The 24,542-nt window shown below is 66.6% G+C and carries 23 protein-coding genes; 9 read left to right on the top strand and 14 right to left on the bottom strand.

From position 1 onward, the window contains the following. Positions 1 to 46 precede the first annotated feature (46 nt). The gene (locus GY40_RS17745) at positions 47 to 1,381 is read left to right on the top strand and encodes a VpsF family polysaccharide biosynthesis protein (RefSeq protein WP_197062772.1); all 1,335 of its coding nucleotides are present in this window, start codon (positions 47 to 49) and stop codon (positions 1,379 to 1,381) included. Here GY40_RS17745 and GY40_RS17740 read toward each other — a convergent pair. Both GY40_RS17740 and GY40_RS17735 read right to left on the bottom strand, forming a co-directional pair. After that, entirely contained in the window at positions 1,323 to 2,567 is a 1,245-nt protein-coding gene (locus tag GY40_RS17740; RefSeq protein WP_038364893.1) for a glycoside hydrolase family 5 protein, read from the bottom strand. The two genes, GY40_RS17745 and GY40_RS17740, sit on opposite strands and share 59 nt — an antisense overlap. Then, entirely contained in the window at positions 2,564 to 3,733 is a 1,170-nt protein-coding gene (locus tag GY40_RS17735) for a DUF1972 domain-containing protein (RefSeq protein ID WP_038364890.1), read from the bottom strand. Before GY40_RS17735 ends, GY40_RS17740 begins: the two co-directional genes overlap by 4 nt. A gap of 172 nt (positions 3,734 to 3,905) precedes the next feature. On the opposite strand from GY40_RS17735, the gene GY40_RS17730 reads away from it, so the two are divergent. Further along, the gene (locus GY40_RS17730) at positions 3,906 to 5,045 is read left to right on the top strand and encodes a glycosyltransferase family 4 protein (RefSeq protein ID WP_051988229.1); all 1,140 of its coding nucleotides are present in this window, start codon (positions 3,906 to 3,908) and stop codon (positions 5,043 to 5,045) included. Next, a complete protein-coding gene (locus GY40_RS17725; RefSeq protein WP_051988228.1) occupies positions 5,042 to 6,298 on the top strand; it encodes a hypothetical protein in 1,257 nt (418 codons plus the stop codon). Before GY40_RS17730 ends, GY40_RS17725 begins: the two co-directional genes overlap by 4 nt. Before the next feature lie 841 nt (positions 6,299 to 7,139). On the opposite strand, the gene GY40_RS17720 is transcribed toward GY40_RS17725, so the two are convergent. From GY40_RS17720 to GY40_RS27155, 9 genes are all read right to left on the bottom strand, one after another. Next, positions 7,140 to 8,117 (bottom strand): type II secretion system F family protein, encoded by a 978-nt coding sequence (locus GY40_RS17720; RefSeq protein WP_038364889.1) that lies wholly within the window; start codon positions 8,115 to 8,117, stop codon positions 7,140 to 7,142. A gap of 9 nt (positions 8,118 to 8,126) precedes the next feature. After that, positions 8,127 to 9,104, bottom strand: a complete 978-nt coding sequence (locus GY40_RS17715; protein ID WP_038364887.1) for a type II secretion system F family protein — start codon at positions 9,102 to 9,104, stop codon at positions 8,127 to 8,129. A gap of 30 nt (positions 9,105 to 9,134) precedes the next feature. Then, complete coding sequence (locus GY40_RS17710) at positions 9,135 to 10,574, bottom strand: CpaF family protein (RefSeq protein WP_038364884.1); 1,440 nt, start codon at positions 10,572 to 10,574, stop codon at positions 9,135 to 9,137. Between the two features lie 75 nt (positions 10,575 to 10,649). Then, positions 10,650 to 11,918 carry an AAA family ATPase gene (locus GY40_RS17705; RefSeq protein ID WP_051988227.1) on the bottom strand — a complete coding sequence of 423 codons (1,269 nt, stop codon included), beginning with the start codon at positions 11,916 to 11,918 and terminating at the stop codon, positions 10,650 to 10,652. Further along, positions 11,915 to 12,658: a CpaD family pilus assembly protein gene (locus GY40_RS17700; protein ID WP_051988266.1), complete on the bottom strand. Its 744-nt coding sequence runs from the start codon at positions 12,656 to 12,658 to the stop codon at positions 11,915 to 11,917. The genes GY40_RS17705 and GY40_RS17700 overlap by 4 nt, the downstream gene beginning before the upstream one ends. 29 nt (positions 12,659 to 12,687) lie before the next feature. Continuing rightward, the gene (locus tag GY40_RS17695) at positions 12,688 to 14,139 is read right to left on the bottom strand and encodes a type II and III secretion system protein family protein (RefSeq protein WP_038364881.1); all 1,452 of its coding nucleotides are present in this window, start codon (positions 14,137 to 14,139) and stop codon (positions 12,688 to 12,690) included. Further along, positions 14,136 to 14,924 (bottom strand): Flp pilus assembly protein CpaB, encoded by a 789-nt coding sequence (cpaB, locus tag GY40_RS17690; RefSeq protein WP_038364878.1) that lies wholly within the window; start codon positions 14,922 to 14,924, stop codon positions 14,136 to 14,138. Before cpaB ends, GY40_RS17695 begins: the two co-directional genes overlap by 4 nt. Positions 14,925 to 15,048: 124 nt before the next feature. Continuing rightward, on the bottom strand, positions 15,049 to 15,561 hold the full coding sequence (locus tag GY40_RS17685; RefSeq protein ID WP_197062771.1) for an A24 family peptidase: 513 nt from the start codon (positions 15,559 to 15,561) through the stop codon (positions 15,049 to 15,051). A 129-nt stretch (positions 15,562 to 15,690) separates the two neighbouring features. Beyond that, entirely contained in the window at positions 15,691 to 15,864 is a 174-nt protein-coding gene (locus GY40_RS27155) for a Flp family type IVb pilin (protein ID WP_081925490.1), read from the bottom strand. A gap of 452 nt (positions 15,865 to 16,316) precedes the next feature. Here GY40_RS27155 and GY40_RS17680 point away from each other — a divergent pair, with 452 nt between their 5' ends. The 6 genes from GY40_RS17680 to GY40_RS17655 all read left to right on the top strand — a co-directional run bounded on the left by GY40_RS17680 (position 16,317) and on the right by GY40_RS17655 (position 21,918). After that, positions 16,317 to 16,793: a pilus assembly protein N-terminal domain-containing protein gene (locus tag GY40_RS17680; protein ID WP_156115990.1), complete on the top strand. Its 477-nt coding sequence runs from the start codon at positions 16,317 to 16,319 to the stop codon at positions 16,791 to 16,793. A gap of 203 nt (positions 16,794 to 16,996) precedes the next feature. Next, positions 16,997 to 17,539, top strand: coding sequence for a TadE/TadG family type IV pilus assembly protein (locus GY40_RS17675; RefSeq protein WP_038364873.1), 543 nt, complete (start codon positions 16,997 to 16,999; stop codon positions 17,537 to 17,539). Next, positions 17,536 to 18,132 (top strand): TadE/TadG family type IV pilus assembly protein, encoded by a 597-nt coding sequence (locus GY40_RS17670; RefSeq protein WP_038364871.1) that lies wholly within the window; start codon positions 17,536 to 17,538, stop codon positions 18,130 to 18,132. The genes GY40_RS17675 and GY40_RS17670 overlap by 4 nt, the downstream gene beginning before the upstream one ends. A gap of 108 nt (positions 18,133 to 18,240) precedes the next feature. After that, positions 18,241 to 18,915 (top strand): response regulator transcription factor, encoded by a 675-nt coding sequence (locus GY40_RS17665; RefSeq protein WP_038364869.1) that lies wholly within the window; start codon positions 18,241 to 18,243, stop codon positions 18,913 to 18,915. Positions 18,916 to 19,094: 179 nt separating this feature from the next. Further along, positions 19,095 to 20,279 carry a sensor histidine kinase gene (locus GY40_RS17660; protein ID WP_248311205.1) on the top strand — a complete coding sequence of 395 codons (1,185 nt, stop codon included), beginning with the start codon at positions 19,095 to 19,097 and terminating at the stop codon, positions 20,277 to 20,279. Between the two features lie 298 nt (positions 20,280 to 20,577). Next, positions 20,578 to 21,918, top strand: coding sequence for a patatin-like phospholipase family protein (locus tag GY40_RS17655; protein WP_051988226.1), 1,341 nt, complete (start codon positions 20,578 to 20,580; stop codon positions 21,916 to 21,918). Here the strand turns inward: GY40_RS17655 and GY40_RS17650 are convergent, their stop codons facing one another. The 3 genes from GY40_RS17650 to GY40_RS17640 all read right to left on the bottom strand — a co-directional run bounded on the left by GY40_RS17650 (position 21,919) and on the right by GY40_RS17640 (position 24,416). Continuing rightward, complete coding sequence (locus tag GY40_RS17650; protein ID WP_162720004.1) at positions 21,919 to 22,434, bottom strand: retropepsin-like aspartic protease family protein; 516 nt, start codon at positions 22,432 to 22,434, stop codon at positions 21,919 to 21,921. A gap of 180 nt (positions 22,435 to 22,614) precedes the next feature. Further along, a complete protein-coding gene (locus tag GY40_RS17645; protein ID WP_038364865.1) occupies positions 22,615 to 23,523 on the bottom strand; it encodes a ribokinase in 909 nt (302 codons plus the stop codon). Then, positions 23,520 to 24,416: a 2-dehydro-3-deoxygalactonokinase gene (locus GY40_RS17640; RefSeq protein ID WP_038364864.1), complete on the bottom strand. Its 897-nt coding sequence runs from the start codon at positions 24,414 to 24,416 to the stop codon at positions 23,520 to 23,522. The genes GY40_RS17645 and GY40_RS17640 overlap by 4 nt, the downstream gene beginning before the upstream one ends. Positions 24,417 to 24,542: the final 126 nt, after the last annotated feature.

Here is a 24,542-nt window from a genome sequence, read left to right as displayed (position 1 = left end):
GAAGTGGACACCGGTTCGCGTGAAGAAAATGCAACAAAATCTCCTCATGCGTGCCGCCGGGCTGCGGGCGGCACCGGGCTGGGCCCGGCTCGACAGGATCAGCCGCATCGGCCTCGTCGCCACGGTGCTCGTGCTGTTCTGCATCTCCGGTGGCATGCTCTGGCTCGTCGGCTACAATTACGACGGCCTCGCCGGCTCGGCCGCAACCAAGATCCATCCCTCGACCTATATGGTCGTTCTGTTCTTCTGCTGGAGCGTGCTCGCCAGCGGCGATCCGGTCAGCCGCGCCATCCACCTCGCCAGCGCCCGGCCGGCGACGCTCCTGATGCTGGTCGTCACCATCGCCGTGATCGTCGTGACCATCCTGCGCGGCGGCGCCGGCATCGGCGGCATGGTCGACACCTATGTCGCCGCCTGCTTGCTGGTCTTCCTGCTCGCCGACGCCGATGACGAGACCATGGCGACACTGACCACGCTGCTGCATGTCGTGATGACGCTGAACGCCCTGCTCGCGCTCGTCGAATTCGTCACCCAGACCCGCTTCTTCCCCTACCGCTTCGACGGTATCGCCTTCGAGACCGACACGCGCTCCGCCGCGCTGCACGGCCATCCGCTGGCCAATGCCATGATCACCGCGTGCTATCTGATGGCGTTGATCAGCGGCTCCCGCCCGCTCTCGCCGGCCGTGCGCGGCACGCTGATCGCCTTGCAGAGCGCCGCCCTCGTCGTCTTCGGTGGCCGGACGGCGCTGCTGGTCTCGCTGGCGCTCGGCCTCTGCTACGGCGTCGCCATGCTGTTCGCCTCGTTGCGCGGCGGGCGGGTCTCGCTCGTCGGCGCCGCGATCGCCTGCCTGCTGGCGGCGCTGCTGCCGGTCGCGATCGGCGGATTGGCGACCATCGGCTTCTTCGACGACCTCGCGACGCGCTTCGTCTCCGATGGCGGCAGCGCCAACGCGCGCAAGGAGATGCTCGACCTGCTCGGCATGTTCTCGCTGGGCGATCTCGTCTTCGGTCCCGACAACGACCTCGTCGACACGCTCCGGCGCGTCAACGGCCTGGAATGGGGCATCGAGAACCCCTTCATCCGCATGACGCTCTACCAGGGCGCGATCGTCACCGCGCTGGTGACCGTGGCCTTCGGCCTGTTCATGTACGAGCTCGCGCGGATCGGGCGGGCGGGCGGTGTCTGGCTACCGATGCTCGTCTGGATCGTCCTCCTGAACGGCTCGGAGAGCATCGCGACGAAGACGAACCTGCCCGCCAAGTTCGCGATCGTGGTGCTCTGCCTCTATCGCCCGGAGCGGCAGACCAAGGCAGCGCCGCTCAGCCTGGCATCTTCAGCCCGAGCGCCTCGATCATGGCCGGGTCGAGCTGCCGGCTGACATCGTCGACCAGCAGCCCCAGGCTGTCGAACAGGTTCCAGAATGCCCAGGGAAAACCGAGCGCTTCGGCGCTCGTTCGAACATCCCTGACATAGCGTGCGCGGTCGGCGGGAGCCGATGCGGCGATGCCCGCGCCTGTCCGGACCGCCCCGAATTCGCCCATCAGGACGCGGCCGGGCGCGACGCTTTCGCGCTGCGCCCAGGCCCCGACCTGGCGCAGATAACCCTCGATGAAGGGGCGGTCCGGCCGGGCGTCGAAATACTCCTTCAGCACCCGCTCGGTCTCCCGATAGGTCGCGGCGCCGCTCCCCGATGCCGGCTGGCCGAGCTCCGCCATCCGGGCGCGGACGGCAGCAAGCGTCGTCTCCAGCGTGCCGCGCGACGCGGGCCAGGGCACCGCGTTGAGCGCGGGATAGAACGGCTCGCTCATCCATTTCGCGCCCTGATGCGAGAACAGGTAGGGCTCGTAGAAATGGAAGGTGAAGAGCAGCGGCTCGAAGGCGGCGAGCGCGCTCGCCTTCAACGGCTCCAGCCCGGCGATCATGCTGCCGCAAGCCCCCGTCGCGACCAGGGTGAGATCGGGAGCGGCGCTGCGCGCGGCGCCGAGCATGCGTCGCTGGAGCCGATCCCATTCGGCTGCGCCGCAAGCCTGGAACGGCTCGTTGACGGGTTCGAGCGCGACACGATCCGGCCCCAGCCGCACGAGCCGCCTCGCCAGTTCCGCAACCAATGCGAGATAGGCCGGGAGGCCCGGCGCGGCCTCGCTGCCGAAGAGATGTGTCGGCGTCCAGTGATGCGTGGCCGCATTGGCATGGAGATTGAGGACGACGGTGAAACCTTGGCCGAGCGCCGATGCGACCGCCGCCATGACCTGATCCAGCAGGATCGCCCGCTCGCGCGGCGCAGCGGCCAGGATCGGCCCGGGATCGACGGGGATGCGCACGAAATCGAAGCCTGTCCGGCGCAACCGGCCGAGGTCGCGCGCCGTCGGAACGGGACGATCGAGCTGGAAGGGTGGCCAATCGTAATCGGTGCGCGGCGCCGGAAATTCCCGCGTCAGCGAGAACCACGGCCATAGATTGATCCCGCGCCGAAGAACGAGCGGCTGTACGGCCTGCGCCGGTCTCGCGCCGAGCAGCGTTGCCCCGACGCCTCCCGCCAGGACGGCCCGGCGGCTGAAGCTCATCCGGAACTCTTGTCGGCCAGCTTGACGGCAGCCAGTTCGGGTGCCGCGGCCCCACCCGTCAAGGCCAGCGCCTCGCGCTCGTAATGTTCGAGCACGGCCTGCCACTTGAACTTTTCCTGCGCCCGCGACAAGGCCGCCTTCTTCAGACGCCCGGCGAGAATGTCGTCGGCGATCAGCCTGCCGATCGCCTCGGAGCAGCTGGCCTCATCCTTGAAGAAAAGCCCGGCCTCGCCCGCCGTCCAGCGATTATAGGGATTGTCATGCGCGATGACCGGGTTGCCGGCCCAGAGCGCCTCGACCAGCGACGGGTTGGTGCCGCCGACCGTATGGCCATGCATATAGGCGCGTGCGTGGAAGCGCAGCGCCTGCACGATGCTGGCATCATAGATCCCGCCGGGCGTCAGCACCTCTGGCCCGGTCGCGGCCATGACCTCGCGGTGATACGCGATCTTGTCCGAGAACGTGCCGAGGACCACGAGCTTCATGCCGCGCGGCTCGCGCGAGAACGCCTCGACCAGCGTCAGGATCGAATTGTCCGGCTCGATCCGGGCGATCGAGACGAGATAGCGGCCGCTTTCGAGACCGAGCTTCGCCAGGGGAGCCATCGATGCCGCCGGGATCGGCACGCCGCCATAAGGGATCATGGCTGTCGCCGAGCGCGGGCGCCGCGTTGCCAGATGGTCGGCGATGATGGGATGGTCGGCCACCAGCCGGTTGGACGACCAGGCCGCGATCCATTCGTTGAGCCAGAACCAGGCGCGGACCGGAAAGGACCATTTCGGCCGGCGCCATTCGATGCCGTCCATGTTGGTGAAGATCTTGCGCCCGGCCAGCCGGAGATAGGGCAAGAAGACCGCCCCGTTATAGCCGAGCACCAGGCTCACCGCGTCGCGTCGTGCCGCATCCCGCACGCAATGCCAGTCGAATTCGAGCGTCGCCTTCGGTCCGTCCGATGCGACCTGCGTCCGGATCAGCTCGATGCCGCGCCACATCTCGCTGCGAAACCGTTGCGTGACGGTCGGAACCTCGTCCTGGCAGTAGACGCCCACGCGCCAGCCGCGCTCGACGAGAAACAGAGCAAGTTTCTCCGCAAAGGTCTCAAAACCGCCATGCGCTGCCGGAATCCCGCGTGTTCCAAGGATCAGCAGGGTGGGAGGAGTGTCCATTTTCAATCTGTCCAAACCGACCCACGCACCGGCGCAGGCAAAGCGTCGCAGTTTCATTATGCCTTGAATTTCCGTGATTTATCTTCCTTTCATCCAGAATGGTTAGGACGGGCTTTCCCGGATTGCGACCTTGTCCAGAACGGACCGACGCGGCCTCGAACGGAATTGGATCGTGACGCTCCGTATCGCCTGCATACATCAAGGGTACGAACTCTACGGCTCGGACCGCAGCTTCGCCGAAAGCGTCGCGGCGCTGCGCCAGGCCTACCCCTCGGCTGAGATCGAAGTCGTGCTGCCGCGCGATGGGCCGATCCGCCGGCTGCTCGAAGGCAACGCGAGCCGGATCGTCGTCGAGCCGCTCTGGGTGCTCCGCCGCAAGGACCTGCCGCGGCTGGTCGCGACCGCGCCGATCGCCCTGCCCCGCGCCATCTTCCGGGCTGCCCGCCGCTTCAGGCGCTCGGACCTCGTCTACATCAACACCTCGGTCATCGTGGACCATGTGCTGGCCGCCCGGTTCTTTCCGGGCAAGGCACTCCAGCACATCCACGAGATCCCGGAAGGCGCGACCCGCACGCTGCTGCGGCGGCTGATCCTCTGGGGTCGCGCCCGCCTGATCTTCAACTCCCGTGCGACGCGCAAGGCCTTCGAGGCTCCGCCCGGTATCCCCTCCGACGTCATCTATAACGGCGTCGCCGGCCCTGCCGACTGGGCACCGACCGACTATGACGGGCAGCGCGCCTTGCGCGTGCTGATGCTCGGCCGGATCAACCGCATCAAGGGGCAGGAGGTGCTGCTCGCCGCGCTGGCATCCCTGCCGCCGGAGATCCGCGACCGCATCGAGACCCGCATCGTCGGCAGCGCCTTCGAGGATCCCGGCCTCGAAATTGCTCTGCGCGAAGCCGTGACCAGCGCCGGCCTCGCGTCCCATGTCAGCGTCGAGCCCTTCCTCGACGATCCGACCCCGCTCTATCGCTGGGCGGATGTCGTCGCCGTGCCGTCGCGCCGCCCGGAATCGCTCGGCCGCGTCGCGATCGAGGCGATGGCCTTCGGCCGCCCGCCGCTCGCCTCGGCCATCGGCGGGCTGCGCGAGGTCGTGGCTGACGGCGTAACCGGCCGCCTCCTGCCGCCGGGGGATGCCGACGCGCTGGCACAGGCTCTCGCCGGCATCGTCAGCCATCCGAAGGCTCTCGCCCCGATGGCGCAGGCCGGTCGCGAACGCTTCAACGCCCTGTTCAGCGAGCAGGCCGTGGCACAGGCGATCGCAGCGGTGGCCGCCGACATGCTTCGCCAGGGCTCGAGCCGCCCGCGATGAACCTCCAGGCCCTCCGCCATATCGTGCTGCGACTCGTCGTCATGGTCGGCGGCGAGGCGATGCAGAGCGCCTTCCATCTCGGCCTCAACATCGCGCTGCTGCATTCCGTATCGGCCCGCGACTACGGCATCTTCGCCCTGGTGATGGTCGTCGGCGGCCTTGGCCTGACCTATATCCGTGCCTTCACGGCGCTGCCTGCCAGCATCGCGATCGCCCAGAGTCGCGGCTCCGGCGCGGCCGGCGCCTATGAGGTCAGCTTCGGTTCGGCTGCGATGCTGCTGTCGCTGCTGCTCGGCCTGGTCGTCACCGGCGTCCTCGGCGTCTGGCTCGACGAGGGCGCGCTGTTCGGCGGGGCCTTCATCGGGCTGTGGTCGATGCGGGCGCATGTCCGCACGGTCCTGTTTGCCCGCAATCGCCAGATGCTGGTGAGCCTCAGCGATTTCACCTTCACCCTCTGCGGCGCCGCGGGTACCGCCTGGGTGATCTGGGACGGCACCCATATCCTCCAGCACACTTTCGCGGTGATGACGGCAGCCAACGCGCTCGGCATCGCGGTGCTGCTGATCCTGTCGCGCCGGCGCCCCCTGCGGATCAATTTCGGCCGGCATGTCTGGCGGCGCTACCGCAAGCTCTGGCGCGAGCTCAAATGGTCGGTGCTGAGTGTAACGATCACCAACCTCCAGGGCCAGGGCATGGCCTTGATGGTCGCGGCGATGGCGGGGCCCGCGGCCTATGCTCCGATCGCGGCGGCGCTGGTCAATTTCGTGCCGCTGCGTATCGTCTCCACCGCCTTCGCCAACATGATGCATCCCGAGCTCTCAAAGCTCATGGCGCATCGCGATTTCGCCAAGGTCGGGCAGCGGCTGCGGCGCTGGCCCCTGCCGCTCGCCTGCCTCGGCATCCTCTACGGCATCGTCGTCCTGATCGCCCTGCCCTTCATCGAGCCCGACAGCCTCGAAGGCACGCGCTTCTTCAAAATCTCCGTCCTGGCCTGGGTGATGAGCAGCCTGCCGATGCTCTATGTCATGCCGCGCATCTGGCTGGAGATCGCGCAGGACTACCGCTCCATCGCCATTCTTTCGGCCATCGCCGCCGCTGCCGGCTTGCTGCTCGTCTTCGTGCTGCTGCTGACCGTCCCGCCGTCCTGGGCCCTGCTCGGCGGCGCGCTCTCGGAGGTCATCGTGCTCATCGGCTCCTGGGCGATCGTCCGGCCACGGCAGCGCGCAGCCGAGCAAGCCGCCAGCCGGCGCTGAGAGGGGCGAGCCATTCCAAGCTAGGCAATATCGATTTGCCTGCGCCCCTCGGCTGAAATCCTGAGATCGATGGTTCGCTCGCCATGGCAAAGCGGACCTACGTCCCGTAGCAGCTCCCACCCGGCCTGGCGAAGAGGAGTAAGCGGTGTCTGGAGGGCACGTTACCAACGTCAGAGGGTAACGCTCGGCCTTAGCCACCACAGGAGCAGAGCCGCAACAGCCAGGGGTCGGAACAAGAGCAGTGCGAAATCGTACGCTAAAGGAGCATACGGTTTCCCCGAGGTTCTCAGCTAATTGGCGCTCATGCACAGATCGGGCTGAATGCTCGCGTCGACAGACCCCCCGGACTGCCGGAACGGAGCGAAGCCCGACTTGGCCGGGCGTCGCATGTCAGACTGCGGAACTTTTCCTACAATCGCGGTAACACTATGCCTCGCTCTTCAACAGCTCGGTCGTAGTCCTACATCCGTCGCGATCCCATCATTCCGATACGCAGCAGTGCTAAACTGTTCGAATTTCTGCGCCAATTTGCGCCTCGCTGCGCCAGTCATTCCGCGTTCCTAGAAGAGCCGCGTGATTGGAATAATGCGGCGCTTCTCGCGCCATCCCATCACAACAGTGTCGTGCTGCGGGCTACGCAAAAGGACGGGTCTGCAAGCACCTGTGGCAACGGGTTCAATGGATTGCATAGAAAGTTTGGGCAATTCGATTTTATTTAAAACTTTGAATTGCAAAGGGAATTCCATATTTGTCCTGTGCATATCGCGCTGAGATGAGCCACTGTCAGGCTCAGGTTAAATGAGACAGGCTCATTTTCAGTGAGATCCTACACTCGGCGCGCTTACTGCCACTTGAAGACCTGCACCAGCGCCGGCGTCATGATGATGACGAACAGCACCGGCAGGAAGAACAGGATCATCGGAACGGTGAGCTTCGGTGGCAGCGCGGCGGCCTTCTTCTCGGCGGCGTTCATGCGCTGGTCCCGGCTTTCCTGAGCGAGCGTCCTGAGCGCCGTGCCGAGCGGCGTGCCGTAGCGCTCCGCCTGGATCAGGGCGGTCGAGACGGATTTGACGCCTTCGAGCCCGGTTCGCAGCGCCAGGTTCTCATAGGCGAGCCTGCGTTCGGCGAGATAGGAGAGCTCGGCCGTGCACAGCGCGAATTCCTCGGCCAGCGCCACGGACTGGCTGCCGATCTCGGTCGAGACCTTGCGGAAGGCGAGCTCGATCGACATGCCGGATTCGACGCAGATCAGCAGCAGGTCGAGGGCATCGGGAAAGGCCTGGCGCATCGAGGCCTGGCGCTTGCTGATCTGGTTGGACAGGAACAGCTCGGGAGCCTTGATGCCGAGATAGGCGGCTGCGATGGCGATGCCGCACCGGACCATGAAAGGCTGGCCGAAATCGTTGAGCACGAAGACGTAGAGGAGGGTGAACAGGAAGAGGCCGACCGGGACGGCAAGCCGGAAGAACAGGAAGCCGATCTCCGCCTGCGGACCCCTGTAGCCCGCCATCGAGAGCTGCCGCTTGGCAGTCTCGGTGCCGAGCCAGTCGCCCAGTTTGAACTGTTCGACGATGCGTCGCATATAGGCCTTGGGTTCCTGGCGCAGGCTCACCTTCTCGCCTAGGCGGTTCAGCCTCTCGCGTTCGCGCGCGCGGATCTTGTCCCGTTCGGTCGCGACGTTCTTCATCCGCTTCTGCAGGCTGTTGCCCTCGGTCAGCGGGATCGCGATGGTCAGCACCGTGGCCGCCGCCGCGACGGCGGCCAGCAAGGCCAGCAGGAACTGCGGATCGGTGACTTTGGCGATGATCAGGGACAGCATCGCATCGCCTCAGATGTCGAAATTGATCATCTTGCGCATCACCAGCACGCCGATGAGCATCCAGATGCCGCTGGCGACCAGCGCGAATTTGCCGACCTGGGTCAGCCAGAGTAACTCGATGTATTTCGGTGTCGTCAGGTAGACGAGCCCGGCGACCACAGGCGGCAGCGACCCGATGATCGCCGCCGATGCCTTGGCCTCCATCGACACCGCCTGGATCTTGTCGCGCATTTTACGGCGCTCGCGCAGCACGCGCGAGAGATTGCCGAGGGTCTCGGACAGGTTGCCGCCCGTCTTTTGCTGGATCGCGATGACGATGCCGAAGAAATTCGCCTCGGCGCAGGGCATCCGCTCGAACAGTTTCACCGTCGCTTCCGAGAGCGGAAGGCCGAGCGCCTGCGCCTCGATGATCTGGCGGAACTCGCCGCGCACCGGCTCGGCCGCCTCGCTGGCGATGATGCGCAGGCAGTCATTGACCGGCAACCCGGCCTTGATGCCGCGCACGATCACGTCGATGGCATCGGGGAACTCCATCCCGAACTTCTTGAGCCGCCGGACCTTACAGCGTTTGAGGAACCAGACCGGCAGGCCGAAACCGCCGATGAAGAGGCCGACGACGCCGAGGACCGGGTTGCCGCTGGCGATGAACAGCAGGAAACCCAGCCCCGCCGCGCAGGCTGCGCTGACGACGTAGTATTTCTTCCGCGACCAGGTCAGGCCGGCCTGGGCGATGCGGGTTTCGAGCGTGACCTTATTGCGAGCGTTTTCCCGGTTCTCGATCTCTTTCAGGCTCTGCGCGATCTGGCCGCGCTTCATCCGCGCCTGGGTCTCCCGGTCCATGCCGCGCGCCGCGACCGGGGTCGCGAACTCCTTGCGTCGCTTCTCGGCGCGCTTCTCGCCGCTGAGCATCGGGTAGAACAGCGCGTAGAACACGCCGCCGACCGCGAGCATGGCCAGAGCGGCGACGGCGAGGACGCTCGTGTTCATGGCCTGCCCATCCTGCCGGGGCTGCTGCGATCAGGTGACATGGCCCTCATTCATCTGTTCGAGCTGGTCGAGGGCGGCGGCCAGGCGCTGCTCTTCCCCGAAATAGCGGGCGCGCTCCCAGAAACGGGGTCGCCCGACGCCGGTCGAGCGGTGGCGCCCGATCAGCTTTCCGGCGGCGTCCTCGCCGAGAATCTCGTAGGTCATCAGGTCCTGGGTGATGATGACCTCGCCTTCCATGCCCATCACCTCGGTGATGTGGGTGATGCGGCGCGAGCCGTCGCGCATGCGCTGGGCCTGGATGATCACGTCGATCGAGGAGCAGATCATCTCGCGCAACGTCTTCGAGGGCAGCGAGAAGCCGCCCATGGTGATCATCGATTCGATACGGCTCAGGCACTCGCGCGGCGTGTTGGCATGCAGCGTTCCCATCGAGCCGTCATGGCCGGTGTTCATCGCCTGCAGCAGGTCGAAGGCCTCAGGCCCGCGCACCTCGCCGACGATGATGCGCTCGGGGCGCATGCGCAGGCAGTTCTTCACGAGATCGCGCATCGTTACCGCGCCGGTGCCTTCGAGATTGGGCGGGCGGGTTTCGAGGCGCACGACATGGGGCTGCTGGAGCTGAAGCTCGGCGGCGTCCTCGCAGGTGATGACGCGCTCGTCATGCTCGATATAGTTGGTCAGGCAGTTCAGCAGCGTCGTCTTGCCGGAGCCCGTGCCGCCGGAGATGACGATGTTGCAGCGGACCTTGCCCATGATCTTCAGGATCTCCGCGCCCGGCGGCGAGATTGCGCCGAACTTGGTGATCTGGTCGAGCGTCAGCTTGTCCTTCCTGAACTTGCGGATGGTGAGCGCGGGCCCGTCGATGGCCAGGGGGGGCGCGATGACGTTGACGCGGGAGCCGTCGGCGAGGCGCGCGTCGCAGATCGGCGAGCTCTCGTCGACGCGCCGGCCAACCTGGCTGACGATGCGCTGGCAGATGTTCATCAACTGCGCGTTGTCGCGGAAGCGGATATTGGTGAGCTGGATCTTGCCGCCGGTCTCGATGAAGGTGCGGGATGCGCCGTTGACCATGATGTCGGCGATGTCGTCGCGCGCCAGCAGCGGCTCCAGAGGGCCGTAGCCGAGCACGTCGTTGCAGATGTCGTCGAGCAGTTCCTCCTGCTCGGCGATCGAGAGCACGACGTTCTTCAGCGAGATGATCTCGTTGATGATGTCGCGGATTTCCTCCCGCGCCGATTCGGCATCGAGCTTCGCGAGCTGCGACAGATCGATGGCCTCGATCAGCGCCCCGAAGATCATGCTCTTCATCTGGTAGTATTCTTCGGAGCGCGGCGTCTCCTGGGCCGCGACCTTGCGGTCCTCCGACAGGGCCGCGATCGGCTCGGGCTTGCGTGGCGCCGTGGCGGCGGCAGGAGCTCTTGGGGCCAGGACCGGCGCGGTCGCAGCGCCTGCGGATCGCTTGCCGAACATCTCAATCGTCTCCGGCGCAGGCGCTCACGGCGCCCGGCGCCGCGATGACGTCGAAATCTGGGAGGCCGCGGCGCGTCATGAGGCTTTGCGGCGCTTCAGCTTGGAGACCAGCGGCTCGAGCAGGCTGCGCCTGCTGCGCCTTGCCTCGCCACGCCCGGTGAGCGCGCTGGCGATCTGAGTAAAGGCCTCGTTCGCCTTGCTGCCGGCCTGCACCTCCGCGATCATCTGGCCGTTGTTCGCGGCCGTTCCGAAGAGCTGGGCATCGAAGGGGATCGTCGACAGCACCTCGACGCCGAGGGTCTTGGCGAATTCGGCGGCGGCGATCTCCGGCCGCTTCGGCATCCCGATCTGGTTGAGCACCAGCCTGGCACCGTTGTCGTTGGGGCGCGCGGCGCGGGCGAGGTCGATGAAGTTCTTGGCGTTGCGCAGCGAGGCGAGCTCAGGCTCCGCCACGATCACGATTTCGTCCGCGCCCAGCAAGGTGCGCTTTACCCAGGCGCCCCATTGGTGTGGAACGTCGAGCACGATGTAGGGCACGCTCGCGCGCAGCAGGTCGAGCAGTTGCTCGAGCGCATCCTCGCCGAGATCGACGGTCCGGTCGAGCATCGCCGGCGCCGCGAGCAGCGCGAGGTTGTCGCTGCAGCGCGAGAGCAGCCGGTCGAGCATATTGGCGTCGAGGCGCTCGGGAGCGAAGACCGCCTCGGCGATGCCTTGCGGCGGATCCTGGTTGAAGTTGAGGCCGGCCGTCCCGAAGGCGATGTCGAGATCGACGATGACGGTCGAGGCGTCGAGGCTGCGGGCGATCGCCCAGGAGATGTTGTGGGCGACCGTCGAAGCGCCGACGCCGCCCTTGGCGCCGGTCACGGCGATGACGCGCCCGAGATGGCGGGCCTCCGGCGCGATATAGAGCTCCGACAGGGTGCGCAGCACGTCGAGCGTTTCGAGCGGCGCGATGAGATACTCGCTGACGCCGCGACGGATCAGGTCGCGATAGAGCTGGACGTCGTTGACATGGCCGATGACGACCACCTTGGTGCCGGCATCGCAGCTCTCCGACAGCGCGTCGAGATTGGCGACCAGCGTCGCCGGATCGGAGACGGTTTCGAGCACGATGACATTGGGCGTGGGCGCGGCGCGGAAGGCTTCCACCGCCGCAGCGGGGCCGCCCATCTGGATGCGGGCATGGGCCTTGTCCATGCGCCGGTCCGCCACGACCCCCTGCATGGCGGCGGCCACCGCCGGCGTTTCGCAGAAGGCCTGAAGTGTGATGCGCGGCAGCGGCGCCACGATCTCCTCGCCGCCGGGCACGCCCGGCTGGATTTCGCCCGATTCGGGAAACGTCATGTCCCGCCTCCGACCGCGGAGTTGATCTGCGGCGTCGTCGACCGGTACTCCGTCGACGGATCCTTGCCTTCGCGGATCTTGGCGATGGCGCCCATGCGCTTGACGATGTCCGGCCGGCCCTCGTTGCGAGAGCGCACGAGATCGATCGGATCCGCGACCTGCGCGGCGAGCGTCGCCTGCGTCGAGCAGCCGAAGTTCCAGTAGGGCTCGTTGGAGGCGGAGAACTTGAAGTCCGAGCTGCCGAGATCGGTCGGCCATTGCCCGCATTCATGCGGCAGCGTCGCCTGCAGCGAGGCGAAGGTCAGCCGGATCGGCGAGGCCAGGCCGGGATCCCGGACCGGATAGGTCCGCACGGAGAGCGCACCGGGCGAGACGCCGCCGCGCGCCAGCGCCGCGCGGATGCCGCCCAGCGTGTCGCGGGCCGCGAGGTCGCGCCGATCGCCCGTCGGAACCTCGGCGACCATTCCGCCCCGTCCGGAGCGGCGATATTCGCGGGCGAAATCGACGACGTCCTCGCTCTGGCGGTGGTCGAGCGCAGCGCCCGAACGGCCGACGAAGACGTCGAGGGAGCGGGGAGCGTCCTTCAGCACGATGGGATGTCTTTCGCGCACGTCGATGGGGGCGAGCGAGGCAGTTGTTTCAGCCTTGCCGGCGCATCCGGCCGCCAGCGCGCCGGTGACGAGAAGAGCGGCGACCATCCGCGCGGAGGGCGGGGAGCTGGATCGGGAGCGTGCGGTCATCGTCAGGCCATCCACTTCTTGTGACGCGCTCAGTCGGCGATGAAGCCCACCCGGCCCCGATAGGCCTGGGGAACTGCGCCGCCGCCGCTGCCATAGATCTTGTTGAGACGCCCGAGCAGGATCGCCTGGGCATCGTGGGATTCGACGAAGCCGTCATCGGGGCGCTGGACCTGGGTCGGCTGCATCGGCTTGGCGATGTAGGGCGTCGCCGTGATCATCAGCTCGGTCTCCTCGCGCTGGTAGTCGCGCGAGCGGAACAGCGTGCCGATGACCGGCAGGTTCATCAGGCCGGGCAGGCCGTTGAGGGATTGTTTCGAGATGCGCTGGATCAGGCCGGCCGTGGCCAGCGTGCCGCCGGAGGGCAGCTCGACGGTCGTGTCGGACTTGCGCACCCGAAAACCGGGCGCGTTCAGGCCGGACTGGTTCGATTCGCTGATGCGGAACTGGTTCTCGAAGTCGAGTTCGGTGACCTCGGTAGCGATCCGCATGCTGATCTTGTTGTCCGACAGGACGATCGGCGTGAAGTTCAGCGTGACGCCGATCGGCCGGTACTCGATCTGTACCGTGCAGGTCTGCCGGTTGAAGGTATCATAGGAGCAGCTCTGCCCCTTCGGGATCGGAACCTCGCCGCCGGCCGTGAACTTCGCCGTCTCGCCCGAGATCGCGGTGACCGTCGGCTCGGCCAGGACGCGGGCCATGCCGGCGCGCTCCAGCGCGCGCAGCGTGAAGTTCTTGGCGTTGCCGAGGCCGGCCGTGATCGCCGTGGCGGAGAGGGCCTGCGGCTGGATCGGCAGCGGATTGTCGATCGAGGGCGTGACGGAGAAATTGCCGAGCTTCCATTCGCCGGTGGAGTTGATGCCGAGCTGCTTGATCGCCTTGCGCTGCACCTCGGACACCACGACCTTGACCATGACCTGGTCGCGATCCCGGATCGTCAGCGAGTTGATCACCGTCCCCTTCTTATCCGACTTGTCGGAGACACCGACGAAGGCGTTGGCGATGTCGACGGCCTGGGTCGCCTCCGAGGCGTTGGGCACCGTGCCGATCAGCAGGATCGAGTCGCCGGCCGGCTTGATCTCGATCTGCGAGTTCGGCAGAGCGGTCCGCAGCGTCTGGCGCAGGACGTTCAGGTCGCGACCGACATTGATCTCGAGCGCGGTGATCTGGCGCCCCTCGCTGTCCATCACGAACATCGAGGTCGCGCCATCGGCGATGCCGATGACGAAGAGCTTGCGCGCCGTCCGGACCACGGCGTTGGCGACCTTCGGGTTGGCGACGAAGACCTCCTTGGCGTCCCGCGGCAGTTCCACGACGAGCGACCGGCCGATCGAGAGGTCGAGCTTGCGCGAGAGCGCGTATTCGCTGGTGCCGACATTCAGGACGGGCGCCGGCCCGGTCGCCTGCGCGAAGGCATGCGAAGCCGACAGCAGAAGCGCGGCGGCGAGGCTGGCGGAGGTTAGGCGGGCAGGCGGTCGGATCATGGCTTCACGCTCTTGGTGGTGATGCCGTAGCGCACCAGGGTCATCGCATTGTCGTTGTTGCGGGCAGGCTGCGAAGCGTTGTCGCCGGCGTCCTTCAGGCTGCGCAGGGCCAGTGAGAGCGTTCCGGTCTTCTGGCCTTGGATCAGGGTCTCGACCTGTCCGGGGTCGACCTCGAGGGTGGCGGTCTCGCCGACGACCACTTTCTCGCCGTTGCGTTCCTGCACGTTCTGGCCGATGGCGAGGACGCGGATGTTCCGCAGCAGGGTTTCGCTGACGAACGCCTCGGCGCCGCGCCCGTTGGCCGATTCACCCTTCCAGGTGCAGATCACGTCGACACGGTCGTTCGGCAGGATGAAGCCGCCGGCCGTGCTGGCGCCGCGGCTGTCGGTCGAGATCGCGATCGCGCGCATGCCCGTGGGGAGGACGGCTGAAAGGAAGCCGGTTCCGTCGGTCCTGATGAGCTTCTCGCGACGGATCGGTTCGGCAGCGAGGACGGCATAGCGCGCGAGCTGCCCGATGATCTCCTTCTCGGCTTCCGGAGTCTCGTCCTTGCGAATGACGCCGGCCGGCACGCTGGCGAGCGGCCAGTCGAGCCAGCGCAGGTCGTTCTGGGAGACGGTGTTACCGATCGGGATGTCCGCTGCGGCCACCAGCACGGGCACGGTCGGCGCCGGCTCGACCTTGGCGATGGGAGCAGGCGCTTGCGAGGGCTTTTGGACGAGGAGCGCGGCGCCCAGACCGGCGGCCAGCGCGACGACGAGAATGATGATGCGGGCGGGGCTCATTGACGTTGGATCCTCGGCCAATCGAAGCTGGCCCTTGACCCGGATCGTCTTCGGGAAACGTCAATTTATAGTTAATGAGGCGTATACGCTTCGATCTCAATGCCGCTACGGCAGGAGGCTGCCGTCACAGGCCAATGGCGGCCCGCCAGATCGTGGTCTCGGGCAGTACGATAAGTGCGGCGAAGGCGAGCGCTATTCCGTAGGGGACGCCCTCATTGGGTGCATGCAGGCGCTTGGCCCAGCCCCAGCTTGCCGCTGGAGCTGGCAGCGGCCTCGAGCGGACCATTAGAATCAGGATGGTCAATACGCCGCCGAGGATACCGGCGAGCGTCAGATAGTCCATCAAACGATCGAAACCGAACCATAGGGCTGTCGTGGCCGCGAATTTGGCATCGCCCCCGCCGATCCAGCCCATGGCGAAGAATCCGAAAGCGACTGACAGGACCAGCACCCCTGCGGCCAGATGCCAGCCGATTTGGGACATGTTGAGGTGAAGTAGAGTCGCGCAAAGCGCGAAACCAACCAGGAGTGCCAAGCAAAGGCGGTTCGAAATCGTCATCGAAACGAGATCGCTGGAAGCAGCATAGGCCATAGCGAATGGAAAGAGGCCGAGCAGCACAATCTGTGAAAGCAGCATGGCAGCTTACCTTGTGGCCTGACGGAGGCGCAATATTCGCGCCCCGCTAAGCTAAAAAATGATATCCGGCGACGATTTAAACAGAGAAAGCCCCGGATTGCCGGGGCTTTCCCAAATATCGGATTTGAATTACTGCGCCGCCGTCAGGTTGTCGGCGACCTTCTGGAAGGTGGCAACCAGATTTTTACCGACGGTGGTCATCGCGGTGATGGCGGCAACGGCGACGAGGGCGGCGATCAGGCCGTATTCGATGGCGGTGGCGCCGGACTCGTCCTTGACGAAGCGAGCGAAAACATTGGTCATGTGAGAACTCCTCTTACCACGGTTTGACGGCTGCCTTCGCTCTAGCTGGCTTCGGTCAGCGACAGGAACGACGTTAGCGGGAGCATCTTGCCGAACTGTTAAACGGAACGAAGAATTCGATTCGGATAAAAAGCAATTGTTCCATGGTTAACGTGCAATTTACAAGCTAAAATACCACAGATCCGTAATTATATTTGAATAAACCGAAATCGAATTCGGTAAATATTCAATTTAAGGATTTTCGAGAACGGAGTTGAATCACGGAAATGCACCGTGAAGGGAAGCCTCTCGCGACTTCTTCCTCTCAGTCAAGGCCGGCGGGCGCTCGAAAGAACGTTGCGCCAGCGAGGTTTAGGGTTTGGTTCATCATTTTGCGCTTTGCTGGCCGGGTCGCAAACTTCGAGGCGCCGCCCATGTTCACTCTCCGGAGTTCGGCAGGACATCGTTCCCGCATGTGCCGAACCCTCGCAGGCCTGCTGCTTGTGCCGTTTCTGTCGGTTCAGGCCGCGCTCGCGGCGCCGCAATCCGTGACATTGGAAAGCGTCGTGGTGCTGGTCGACCATGCCAAGGTCGTCCGCCTGCCGGAAAGGGCGCAGACCGTCATCGTCGGAAATCCGGCGATTGCCGATGTCGCCGTTCAGCGCAACGGGGTGATGGTCGTGACCGGCAAGAGCTTCGGGGTCACCAATCTCATCGCGCTCGATGCCGGCGGCTCCCTTCTCGCGGAATCGCTCGTGCGCGTGAGCGCGGCTTCCGATTCCGTACTGACCGTCCAGCGCGGCATGGATCGCGAGAGCTACTCCTGCACGCCGGAGTGCCAGCCATCGGTGCAGCTCGGCGATGCGCCGAAATATTTCGGCGAGGCCGGGGCGCAGACGTCGAGCCGCAACGCGCTGGCCACGGGCCGCAGCGGCGCGCCTGCGCAATGAGCGGCCGGCGGGGCCGACCGCCATTGGTAAACGAAGTCTTCCTGCTGCTTTCGAGGAAGCTTGTCGGGCTCTAACCGATCCGAAATTCTTTGGCTGTAAGACGTCCGCATCGGGCGAGGGCTCGAGAGCAGCAGCGGGTTGCGGATCGGATGACGTCTCTTCCTTTTGATGCCGGTGACGATGGGCCCCGCGGGCGCGGCAGGATGTGGCTGATCGGGAGGTTCCGGCGCGCGCAGGACGGCGCCGCCGCCATCGAGTTCGGCATCGTCGCGCTGCCATTCTTCGGCCTGCTCTTTGCGATCATCGAAACGGCACTGATGTTCTGGACGAACCAGGTGCTGGAGGAATCGCTGTCCCAGGCCTCGCGTCGCCTGCTCACAGGCGAGGCGACGAAACGCTATATCTCGGCAAATCCGACCGTGAACGCCCAAGCCTTCCGCAACGACATCTGCGCCCTGGCGCCGATGGGCCTGATCGATTGCTCCAAGCTGTTCATCGACATCAAGGTCTACACGAACTTCGCCGACGCGAACTCCGGCACGACCAACCCCGCCGCCAATGGCGTGCTGAACACCAACGGCTTTTCCTATAATCAGCCGCAGCCCGGCCAGATCATCGTGGCCCGTGCCGTGCTCGATTATCGCCTTTTCCTGACGGCCTGGGCCTCGACGTCGCTGGCCAATCTCGGCGCGGGCCACCGCGCGCTGGTGGCGACGACGACCTTCCGGGCGGAGCCTTTCACGTGACGACATCTTCGAAAGCGCGGAGTTGGTGCCGTTTTCGGCGCGATACGGAAGGATTCGCGCTGGTCGAATTCGCCGTGGCGCTGCCGGTGATGCTGGTGGCCTATTGCGGAACCGTCGATGTCGCGCAGATGGTGATGGCCAATCGCAAGGTGACGCAGTTGACCCTTGCCCTGGCCGACCTGAGCGCGCGGCACTCACCGCTCCCCCCCGCCGAGATCGATAATATCTTCAAGGCAGCTCAGGCCGTGCTGATGCCGTTCGACTCCGCGAACATCAGCATGGTCATCTCCAGCGTCGTCATCGACGCCGAGGGCATCGCCAAGGTCTGCTGGAGCAACGCGCCGCCCAACGGCCAGGCGCTCGCGCGCGGAACGACGGTGCCATTGCCGGACAGCATTCGCGTGCCCAGCACCTCGGTGATCATGGCGAAGGCTAGCTACACATACACGCCGATGTTCGGCAATGTCCTGACCGGCACCTTCACGCTCGGCGGTGATCCGATCTATACGCGCCCGCGCTCGGGCCAGGCGGTCGGCTCAGCCAGCATCGAGCAGGTCGTCCGCACCGGGACGCTTCCCTGCCCGGACTTCTGAGGGCGCTTCGCGGCGCCGCAGGCCAGCGAAGGCAGGTGCCGAGGGTACTTTACGGCCTGGACTGGACATGCGACCGCTGCGTCGCAGCGTAGCAACCGGGCCGCATCGATGCGTATTCTCCTTGTCGAGGACGAGCCTGAGATGGCGGCGGCGCTGCGGGCCGCCCTCGGCCAGAACGGCATGGTGGTGGACCATGCGTCGACCTTGGCCGAAGGCGAGGAGGCGGTCGCGGCGAGCGTCCACAGCGCGGTGCTGCTCGATCGCAACCTGCCCGATGGTGACGGTCTGACGCTGCTGGCCAGCCTGCGCGCCCGAAAATCGACGGCACCCGTCATCGTACTCACCGCGCGCGGCGAGCTCGGCGAGCGGATCAGGGGCCTCGACGTCGGGGCGGATGATTATCTGGCCAAGCCCTTCGCGGTCGAGGAGCTCCTGGCGCGGCTGCGTGCCGTGCTGCGCCGGCCTCATGATCTGGCGCCGGACATCCTGCGCATCGGCGGCCTCGAATTCGATTGGCGCCATCGCTGCGCCACCGTCGAGGGGCGCGTGCTCGAGCTGCCGCGTCGCGAATTGCTGGTGCTCGAAACGCTGTTGCGCCGGCATGGACGAACCGTCCAGCGCTCCGCCCTGGAAGAGGCCGTCTATGGCTTCGATGACGAGATTCAGTCGAATGCCCTCGACATGCATGTCTCGCGTCTCCGGCACAAATTGGCGAAGGCCGGGGCGAAGCTGGAAATCCACGGCATTCGCGGCATCGGATATCTGCTGAAGCGGGCGGCATGATCCGGCCCGTCCCTCCTTCATATTCCTTGAAATGGCGGCTTGTCCGGCGCCTGCTCGCCCTCCAGGCGGCGCTTTTGTCGCTTCTCGTGCTGCTGATCGTCGGGGCGCTCTATTTCGGCGGTCATCTGTTCAATTTCGAATCAGAGGATGTCACCATCGATGCCTTGAAGACCGCGGTCGTGCGCGGTGCCGATGGTGGTCTCGCATTGCAGGCGACGCCGGAGCTCGAGCGGTTGCGTTCCACCGTGCCCGACCTCTGGTTCATCGTGCGCGATCGGCAGGGACATAAGCTGACCGAGGGCGCGCCGCCGCCTCATTTCGCGCGCATGGGCAATGGCCTGGACGATGTCGGCAATGCACGTCTGGGCTGGAACCTGGGGGATCCGCCGCGGGCCAACGCCCAGATGCGCTGGATCGCGAGTGCTGCGGGCGAGATCCAGGTCGTGACCGGGCCCGGGGCCGAAGCGCCGCTGGGCTGGCTGATACAGGCCGTCCTGATCGTCTTCGCGAGCTTCGTCCTGCCGGCGCTTGCGGTTATGGCGCTCGCCACCGTCGTGGGGACGCCGGCGGTTGTCAGCCGCGCGCTCGGGGGGCTCGAGGCCGTCGCCGGGGAAGCGGAGCAGATCGACCTCGACCGTCAGGGCGCGCGGCTCACCGCCACCTTCACCCCGAGCGAGGTGACGCCGCTGGTCGACGCGGTCAATCGCGCCTTGCAACGGCTCGACGAGGGCCATGCCCGGCGCAAGCGCTTCCTCGCCGACGCGGCTCACGAATTGCGAACGCCCATCGCGATCCTGCAGACGCGGTTGGAAACGCTCGAGGACAAGCCGCAGCGTGTGCGGCTGTTGGAGGATGTCGCGCGGCTTGCCGTCATGGCCGAGCAATTGCTTGATCTGCAGCGGCTGGAGCGGGATCGGGAGGTCTTCGCCGCGCTCGATCTCGTCGCGCTGGGGCGGCGCGTCGCAGTCGATCTGGCTCCTCTCGCCATCGCCGGGGGCTACGAACTGGCTTTCGAGGCGGAGGCCGAACCTGTTGACGTCTTTGGCGATCGGGCCGCGCTCGAGCGGGCTCTGGCCAATCTGGTGCAGAACGCCATCCAGCATGGCGGGCGACGCGGGACGATCACCATCCGCGTCGGCCACGAACGCACGGTCGATGTCACCGATGAAGGATCGGGTATCCCTGCCGAAGAGCGGGAGCGCATCTTCGAGCCGTTCTCGCGCATGGCGCCGCGGGATCGCGGCGCTGGCCTCGGCCTGCATCTGGTGCAGGAAATCGCCCGGCTCCATGGCGGGTCCGTGGCCGTGCTGGATCGCCCGCTCGGGGCCTGCTTTCGCCTGAGCCTGCCCCGACCTGCTTGCTGACGACCATGTGCCGGGCTGCCGGGCCGACGTGGATAATGCTGGGATAATCGACGCAGGCGATGCCGGATCGCCCGCGCAATCCCGACGATGAGGACCTGTCGCGGCGGAGATGGCACGCGACATGGTTTCAAGATCGCTCAGGCGACCGGGCGCCGACAACACGCGAAAGCAATGCCCTCTCGCCTCCGGAGACATTCCGCATGTTTCCGAAACGCGGGAACGCTCCCTCGCCCTGTTCCATCGCATGTTCGTCGAGCAAGCCGGGGCCCGCTTTGCTCGAAAATGCGCTCGCGTCACGATGATGATGCTCGCGCTCGGCCTCTGTGCCTGCGCGAGCCCGTCGAACCAGCCCTCCAATCTGCCGCTGGCGGAAACGACGGCGTCGCTCCACACGTCCTCTTTCCCGGACGAGACGGGATCGACCGCGATCATTCTGGCTTTCTCCGGGGGCGGAGCGCGTTCGGCCGCCTTCGGCTATGGCGTGCTGTCGGCCCTGGCGGAGCAGCCCGCGCGCGACGGAACGGCGCTGACGCTGGCGGATCAGGTCGCGGCGGTGGCCGGCGTTTCCGGCGGCGGCATCCTCGCCGCTCATTTCGCCTTGTACGGCCCGGCGGGGCTCGGCGCCTTCAGGCGGGACTATCTCGACCAGGATCCCGAGGCGGCCCTGCGGACGGCGATCACACCGGTCAATCTGCTGCGCGGCTATCGCGGCGGCGTCAACGATCTGACCGGCTTCGGGGCCTGGCTCGACACGCACCTCTATCACGGCGCGACCTTGGGGAGCCTCGACCGTGGCAAGGGCCCCCGCCTCCTGCTGCACGCGACCGATCTCTACAACCGCGCGCCTTTCGCGTTCGATCGCGCAAGCTTCCGGGCGATCTGCAGCGACTATGACAGCTTTCCGCTGGCCCATGCCGTCGCCGCCTCTTCCGCGGTGCCGGTCCTGTTCGCGCCGGTCGTTCTGGAGAATTTCAGTCCGGACTGTCCGCTTTCGGCCCGAAAAGCAGCGACGCCCGGAAGGTCGGCCCTCGCCCGCCATGTCGAGGAATCGCAGAAGCGCTACGAAACCGAAGCGGATCTGCGCTATCTCAAGCTGCTCGATGGCGGCCTGGTCGATAATCTCGCGGTCCACAACCTCGTCAGGGCCATGAACCGGCCCACTCCGGCCCCTTTGCGTGCCGGCGCGGCCCGCCACCTCCGGCGCGTCATCCTCATTGTCGCCGACGCGTCGCTACGCATCGGCGGCGACCTCTCGAAGACTGTGGAAGGGCCCGGCGCTGTGGACACGATCACCGCCTCGATCGATGCGATGATCGACACGGGGAGCCGTACCGGTCTCGACATGCTCGAGCACGAAGCCGGGCTTTGGCGCGAGCGATTGATACGGTGGCGTTGCGGCGGCAAGGACGCGGAGCGGGATTGCGACAGGCTGGATGTCACGGTGGTGCGGCTGTCGCTGGCGGATGTGCGGGACGCGGCGGAGAAAGCCCGTATCCTTCAACTCAGCTACAAGCTGTCGCTGAAAGCGGACGAGGTCGATTTCCTGTCCGGGCTCGGCCGCGGGCAGCTTTTGGCGAATGCCGATTACCGCCGCCTCTTCGGCGCGCGGGGCGCCTTGCGAACCGTCGCGGCGAGATAATCAGCCGCGCAGCACCATCCGCCCGGTCTGGACCTCATAGCCTTGCAGCTTGCCGAGGAAGGAGTTCCCGAGCAGGCTCATCGAGAGCGCTCCGGGCGGCATCACCACCGCCTCGACATTGCGGACGATGATCTCGCCGAGCCGGATTTCCCGCAGCATGGTGCTGGTCGCGGCCACCGCGCCATTGGCGGTGTTCAGCATCATGCGCCGCCCCTGCCTGTCGGGCTTGATCCCGAGAGCCCGGGCATCGTCGGCCGTGAGCGCGACGATGCTGGCCCCCGTATCGACCATCATCTTGACCCGGTAGTTGTCGATCGTCGGATGGACGATGTAGTGGCCGCGATAATCGGCGGCGACGGCGAGTGTCGTCGGTCCGCGCGGTGCCGCGGCGCGCGAAGCGGTTGCCGCTGCGGGAACCTCGGCCTCGACCTTGGGGGCGAGCCATTGCGTATAGGATAGCGCGACGCCGATGGCGGTTGCTGCCACGCCCAAAGCCCAGCTCGACGGATTCGCCACGGCTCCTCGCTCCGCTTCTCGCAAGCAGGGTCTCCCGCGACATGGGGCGGCGGCACTGCTCGGGGCGGAGCATCACGCCGTCAAGCCTGACGAAGCGTGAACGGCGAGCCGCGAAATCGGCGGAAATCGCGAATGGAGCGCGCCTTTGTCGCCGTCAGGCTTAACCCGGGCTTACCGCATTCATAGAAAGGACTGCCCGACGAGCGTGGCGATCTCCTCGGCGCGCGGGATGCTCGGCTGCGCGCCGGCCCGCGTGCAGGCGAGCGACCCGGCCGCCAGCCCGCGCTGCAGCGCGCCCGAGAGGCCATAGCCGGCCGCCAGCGCGGCGGCGAAGGCGCCGGTGAAGCTGTCCCCCGCGGCGACCGTGTCGACGACCGTGACGCGGGGTGCTTCGAGGCGCCGCCGCACCCCGCTTTGCCAGCCGACGACGCCGGCCGCGCCCAAGGTGGCGATGCCGATGATGCCGCGTTCGGCATCGAGGCGCTGGGCGATGGCGTCGGGGTCGCGTTCGGGCCAGCCGAGGGACTGCGCGAGGACGAGCGCTTCATGCTCGTTGACGATCAGGATGTCGACGAGGTCGAGCAGCGCCGGCGCGGGAGCCCCGGCCGGCGCGAGGTTGAGGATGACGCGGCCACCCGCGTGCTTCATCAGCCGCGCGGCCTCGAGGCAGCCATCCTCCGGCACCTCCCGCTGCAGCAGCAGGATGTCCTCGGACCCCAGGGTCATCTGTCTCAGGGCGTCGGGGCTGGCCTGCGCATTGGCGCCCGCGGCGACGATGATCTGGTTGGCGCCCTCGCTGTCGATGGCGATGAAGGCCGCGCCGGTCGGCGCATCGACCTGCGCGACATAAGCGAGGTCGACGCCGTCGGCGGCCAGCAGCGACAGGGCCGTTTCGCCGAAGCCGTCCCGGCCGGTCGCTCCGACCATGGTGACGGCGGCGCCGGCACGCCGCGCTGCCAGCGCCTGGTTGGCGCCCTTGCCGCCGGGGTGGACCGCGTAATCCGGCCCGAGCACCGTCTCACCGGCGCCGGGCAGGCGCTCGACCGGGGTGACCAGATCGATATTGATCGAACCGAAGACGAGGATCATCGGGTGAGGCCCGCTGCGAGGCGCCGCACGCCGGCGACGAAGGCGGCTTCCGGCGTCGTGACGACGGCCGCGATGCCCGCCGCCGCGAGCCCGGCGCCATAGCTCTCCGCCATGACGCCGTCGGCGACGAGCTGGATGTGACCCGTCCGGCCGAACAGCGCCTGCGCCCCGGCGATCTCCTGCGCCACCAGCAGCGAGGAGAGGAAAGGCCCGACCTCGCCGCCCTTCATCCGGCCGGCGAGCACCTCGGTCCGGGCGCCGAAGGCGGCGTTGAGCAGGCCGGCGGGGCGCTTCGCCGCAGCAAAGCCGCGTGCGGCGCCGCTGTTGGCGTCGTCACCGGCGGGCTCCTCGGCAAGCCGCGCGAGGATCGACTGGTTGCGCAGCAGCCCATAGATCTCGCCGGTCATGAAGCTGGCGAAACGCGTGATCCGCCCGCCCTTGACCTCCGCCCATTTCGAATGGGTTCCCGGCAGGCAGGCAAGCCCGTCCGTGAGACCGAGCCCGACGACCAGCGTCTCCTCGCCGCGCATCACGTCGAAGCTGCCATCGTCGCAGCTCAGCCCCGGCAGGATCGTCGCATGGTTGCCCGCGGTGAGTTCCACGGCGATGCCGGCGGCGGCGATCGCGTCAGGCGAGGCCGGGCAGGCGACATAGGGCGCTTCGACCCAGCCATTGCGGCTGCCGACCATGCCGGCCAGCACGATCGCCGCCTCGGGTGCGGCGCGCCGGAGATCGCCCGCGAGCGCCTCGAAAGCCGCCGGATAGCCACCTGCCGGCACGGACTGGATGCCCTGATCGGCCATGCGCCGCATCGCGACCTCACCGGCTTCGGAGATCAGGAAGGCGCGCGCGCGGGTTGTGCCCCAGTCGAGCGCGATCAGTGGTTTGGGCATGGCAGGCTCCAGAAGGGAGCGCAATGTCCTCGCGGCGCGAGGCCCGGTCAAGAGCCCCATGGCGAGACTTGTATGCCGATCGCCATGGCGCGAATCTCCATCGCGCATTCCCTGATTCTGGACATC

The organism is Allobosea sp. UNC402CLCol, from assembly GCF_000745475.1.
In the GTDB taxonomy this organism is placed as follows: Bacteria; Pseudomonadota; Alphaproteobacteria; order Rhizobiales; family Beijerinckiaceae; genus Allobosea; species Allobosea spartocytisi.
This window is presented reverse-complemented; position numbering and strand designations above follow the sequence as displayed.

What these genes read in the sequence shown, in the direction of transcription:
- GY40_RS17700 (WP_051988266.1), bottom strand. Translation starts at nt 12,658, where the DNA reads ATGACCGCACGCTCCCGATCCAGCTCCCCGCCCTCCGCGCGGATGGTC.
- GY40_RS17695 (WP_038364881.1), bottom strand. Translation starts at nt 14,139, where the DNA reads ATGATCCGACCGCCTGCCCGCCTAACCTCCGCCAGCCTCGCCGCCGCG.
- GY40_RS17685 (WP_197062771.1), bottom strand. Translation starts at nt 15,561, where the DNA reads ATGCTGCTTTCACAGATTGTGCTGCTCGGCCTCTTTCCATTCGCTATG.
- GY40_RS17680 (WP_156115990.1), top strand. Translation starts at nt 16,317, where the DNA reads ATGTGCCGAACCCTCGCAGGCCTGCTGCTTGTGCCGTTTCTGTCGGTT.
- GY40_RS17715 (WP_038364887.1), bottom strand. Translation starts at nt 9,104, where the DNA reads ATGAACACGAGCGTCCTCGCCGTCGCCGCTCTGGCCATGCTCGCGGTC.
- GY40_RS17745 (WP_197062772.1), top strand. Translation starts at nt 47, where the DNA reads ATGCGTGCCGCCGGGCTGCGGGCGGCACCGGGCTGGGCCCGGCTCGAC.
- GY40_RS17705 (WP_051988227.1), bottom strand. Translation starts at nt 11,918, where the DNA reads ATGACGTTTCCCGAATCGGGCGAAATCCAGCCGGGCGTGCCCGGCGGC.
- GY40_RS27155 (WP_081925490.1), bottom strand. Translation starts at nt 15,864, where the DNA reads ATGACCAATGTTTTCGCTCGCTTCGTCAAGGACGAGTCCGGCGCCACC.
- GY40_RS17655 (WP_051988226.1), top strand. Translation starts at nt 20,578, where the DNA reads ATGATGATGCTCGCGCTCGGCCTCTGTGCCTGCGCGAGCCCGTCGAAC.
- GY40_RS17710 (WP_038364884.1), bottom strand. Translation starts at nt 10,574, where the DNA reads ATGTTCGGCAAGCGATCCGCAGGCGCTGCGACCGCGCCGGTCCTGGCC.
- cpaB (WP_038364878.1), bottom strand. Translation starts at nt 14,924, where the DNA reads ATGAGCCCCGCCCGCATCATCATTCTCGTCGTCGCGCTGGCCGCCGGT.
- GY40_RS17740 (WP_038364893.1), bottom strand. Translation starts at nt 2,567, where the DNA reads ATGAGCTTCAGCCGCCGGGCCGTCCTGGCGGGAGGCGTCGGGGCAACG.
- GY40_RS17665 (WP_038364869.1), top strand. Translation starts at nt 18,241, where the DNA reads ATGCGTATTCTCCTTGTCGAGGACGAGCCTGAGATGGCGGCGGCGCTG.
- GY40_RS17675 (WP_038364873.1), top strand. Translation starts at nt 16,997, where the DNA reads ATGTGGCTGATCGGGAGGTTCCGGCGCGCGCAGGACGGCGCCGCCGCC.
- GY40_RS17640 (WP_038364864.1), bottom strand. Translation starts at nt 24,416, where the DNA reads ATGCCCAAACCACTGATCGCGCTCGACTGGGGCACAACCCGCGCGCGC.
- GY40_RS17735 (WP_038364890.1), bottom strand. Translation starts at nt 3,733, where the DNA reads ATGGACACTCCTCCCACCCTGCTGATCCTTGGAACACGCGGGATTCCG.
- GY40_RS17645 (WP_038364865.1), bottom strand. Translation starts at nt 23,523, where the DNA reads ATGATCCTCGTCTTCGGTTCGATCAATATCGATCTGGTCACCCCGGTC.
- GY40_RS17720 (WP_038364889.1), bottom strand. Translation starts at nt 8,117, where the DNA reads ATGCTGTCCCTGATCATCGCCAAAGTCACCGATCCGCAGTTCCTGCTG.
- GY40_RS17725 (WP_051988228.1), top strand. Translation starts at nt 5,042, where the DNA reads ATGAACCTCCAGGCCCTCCGCCATATCGTGCTGCGACTCGTCGTCATG.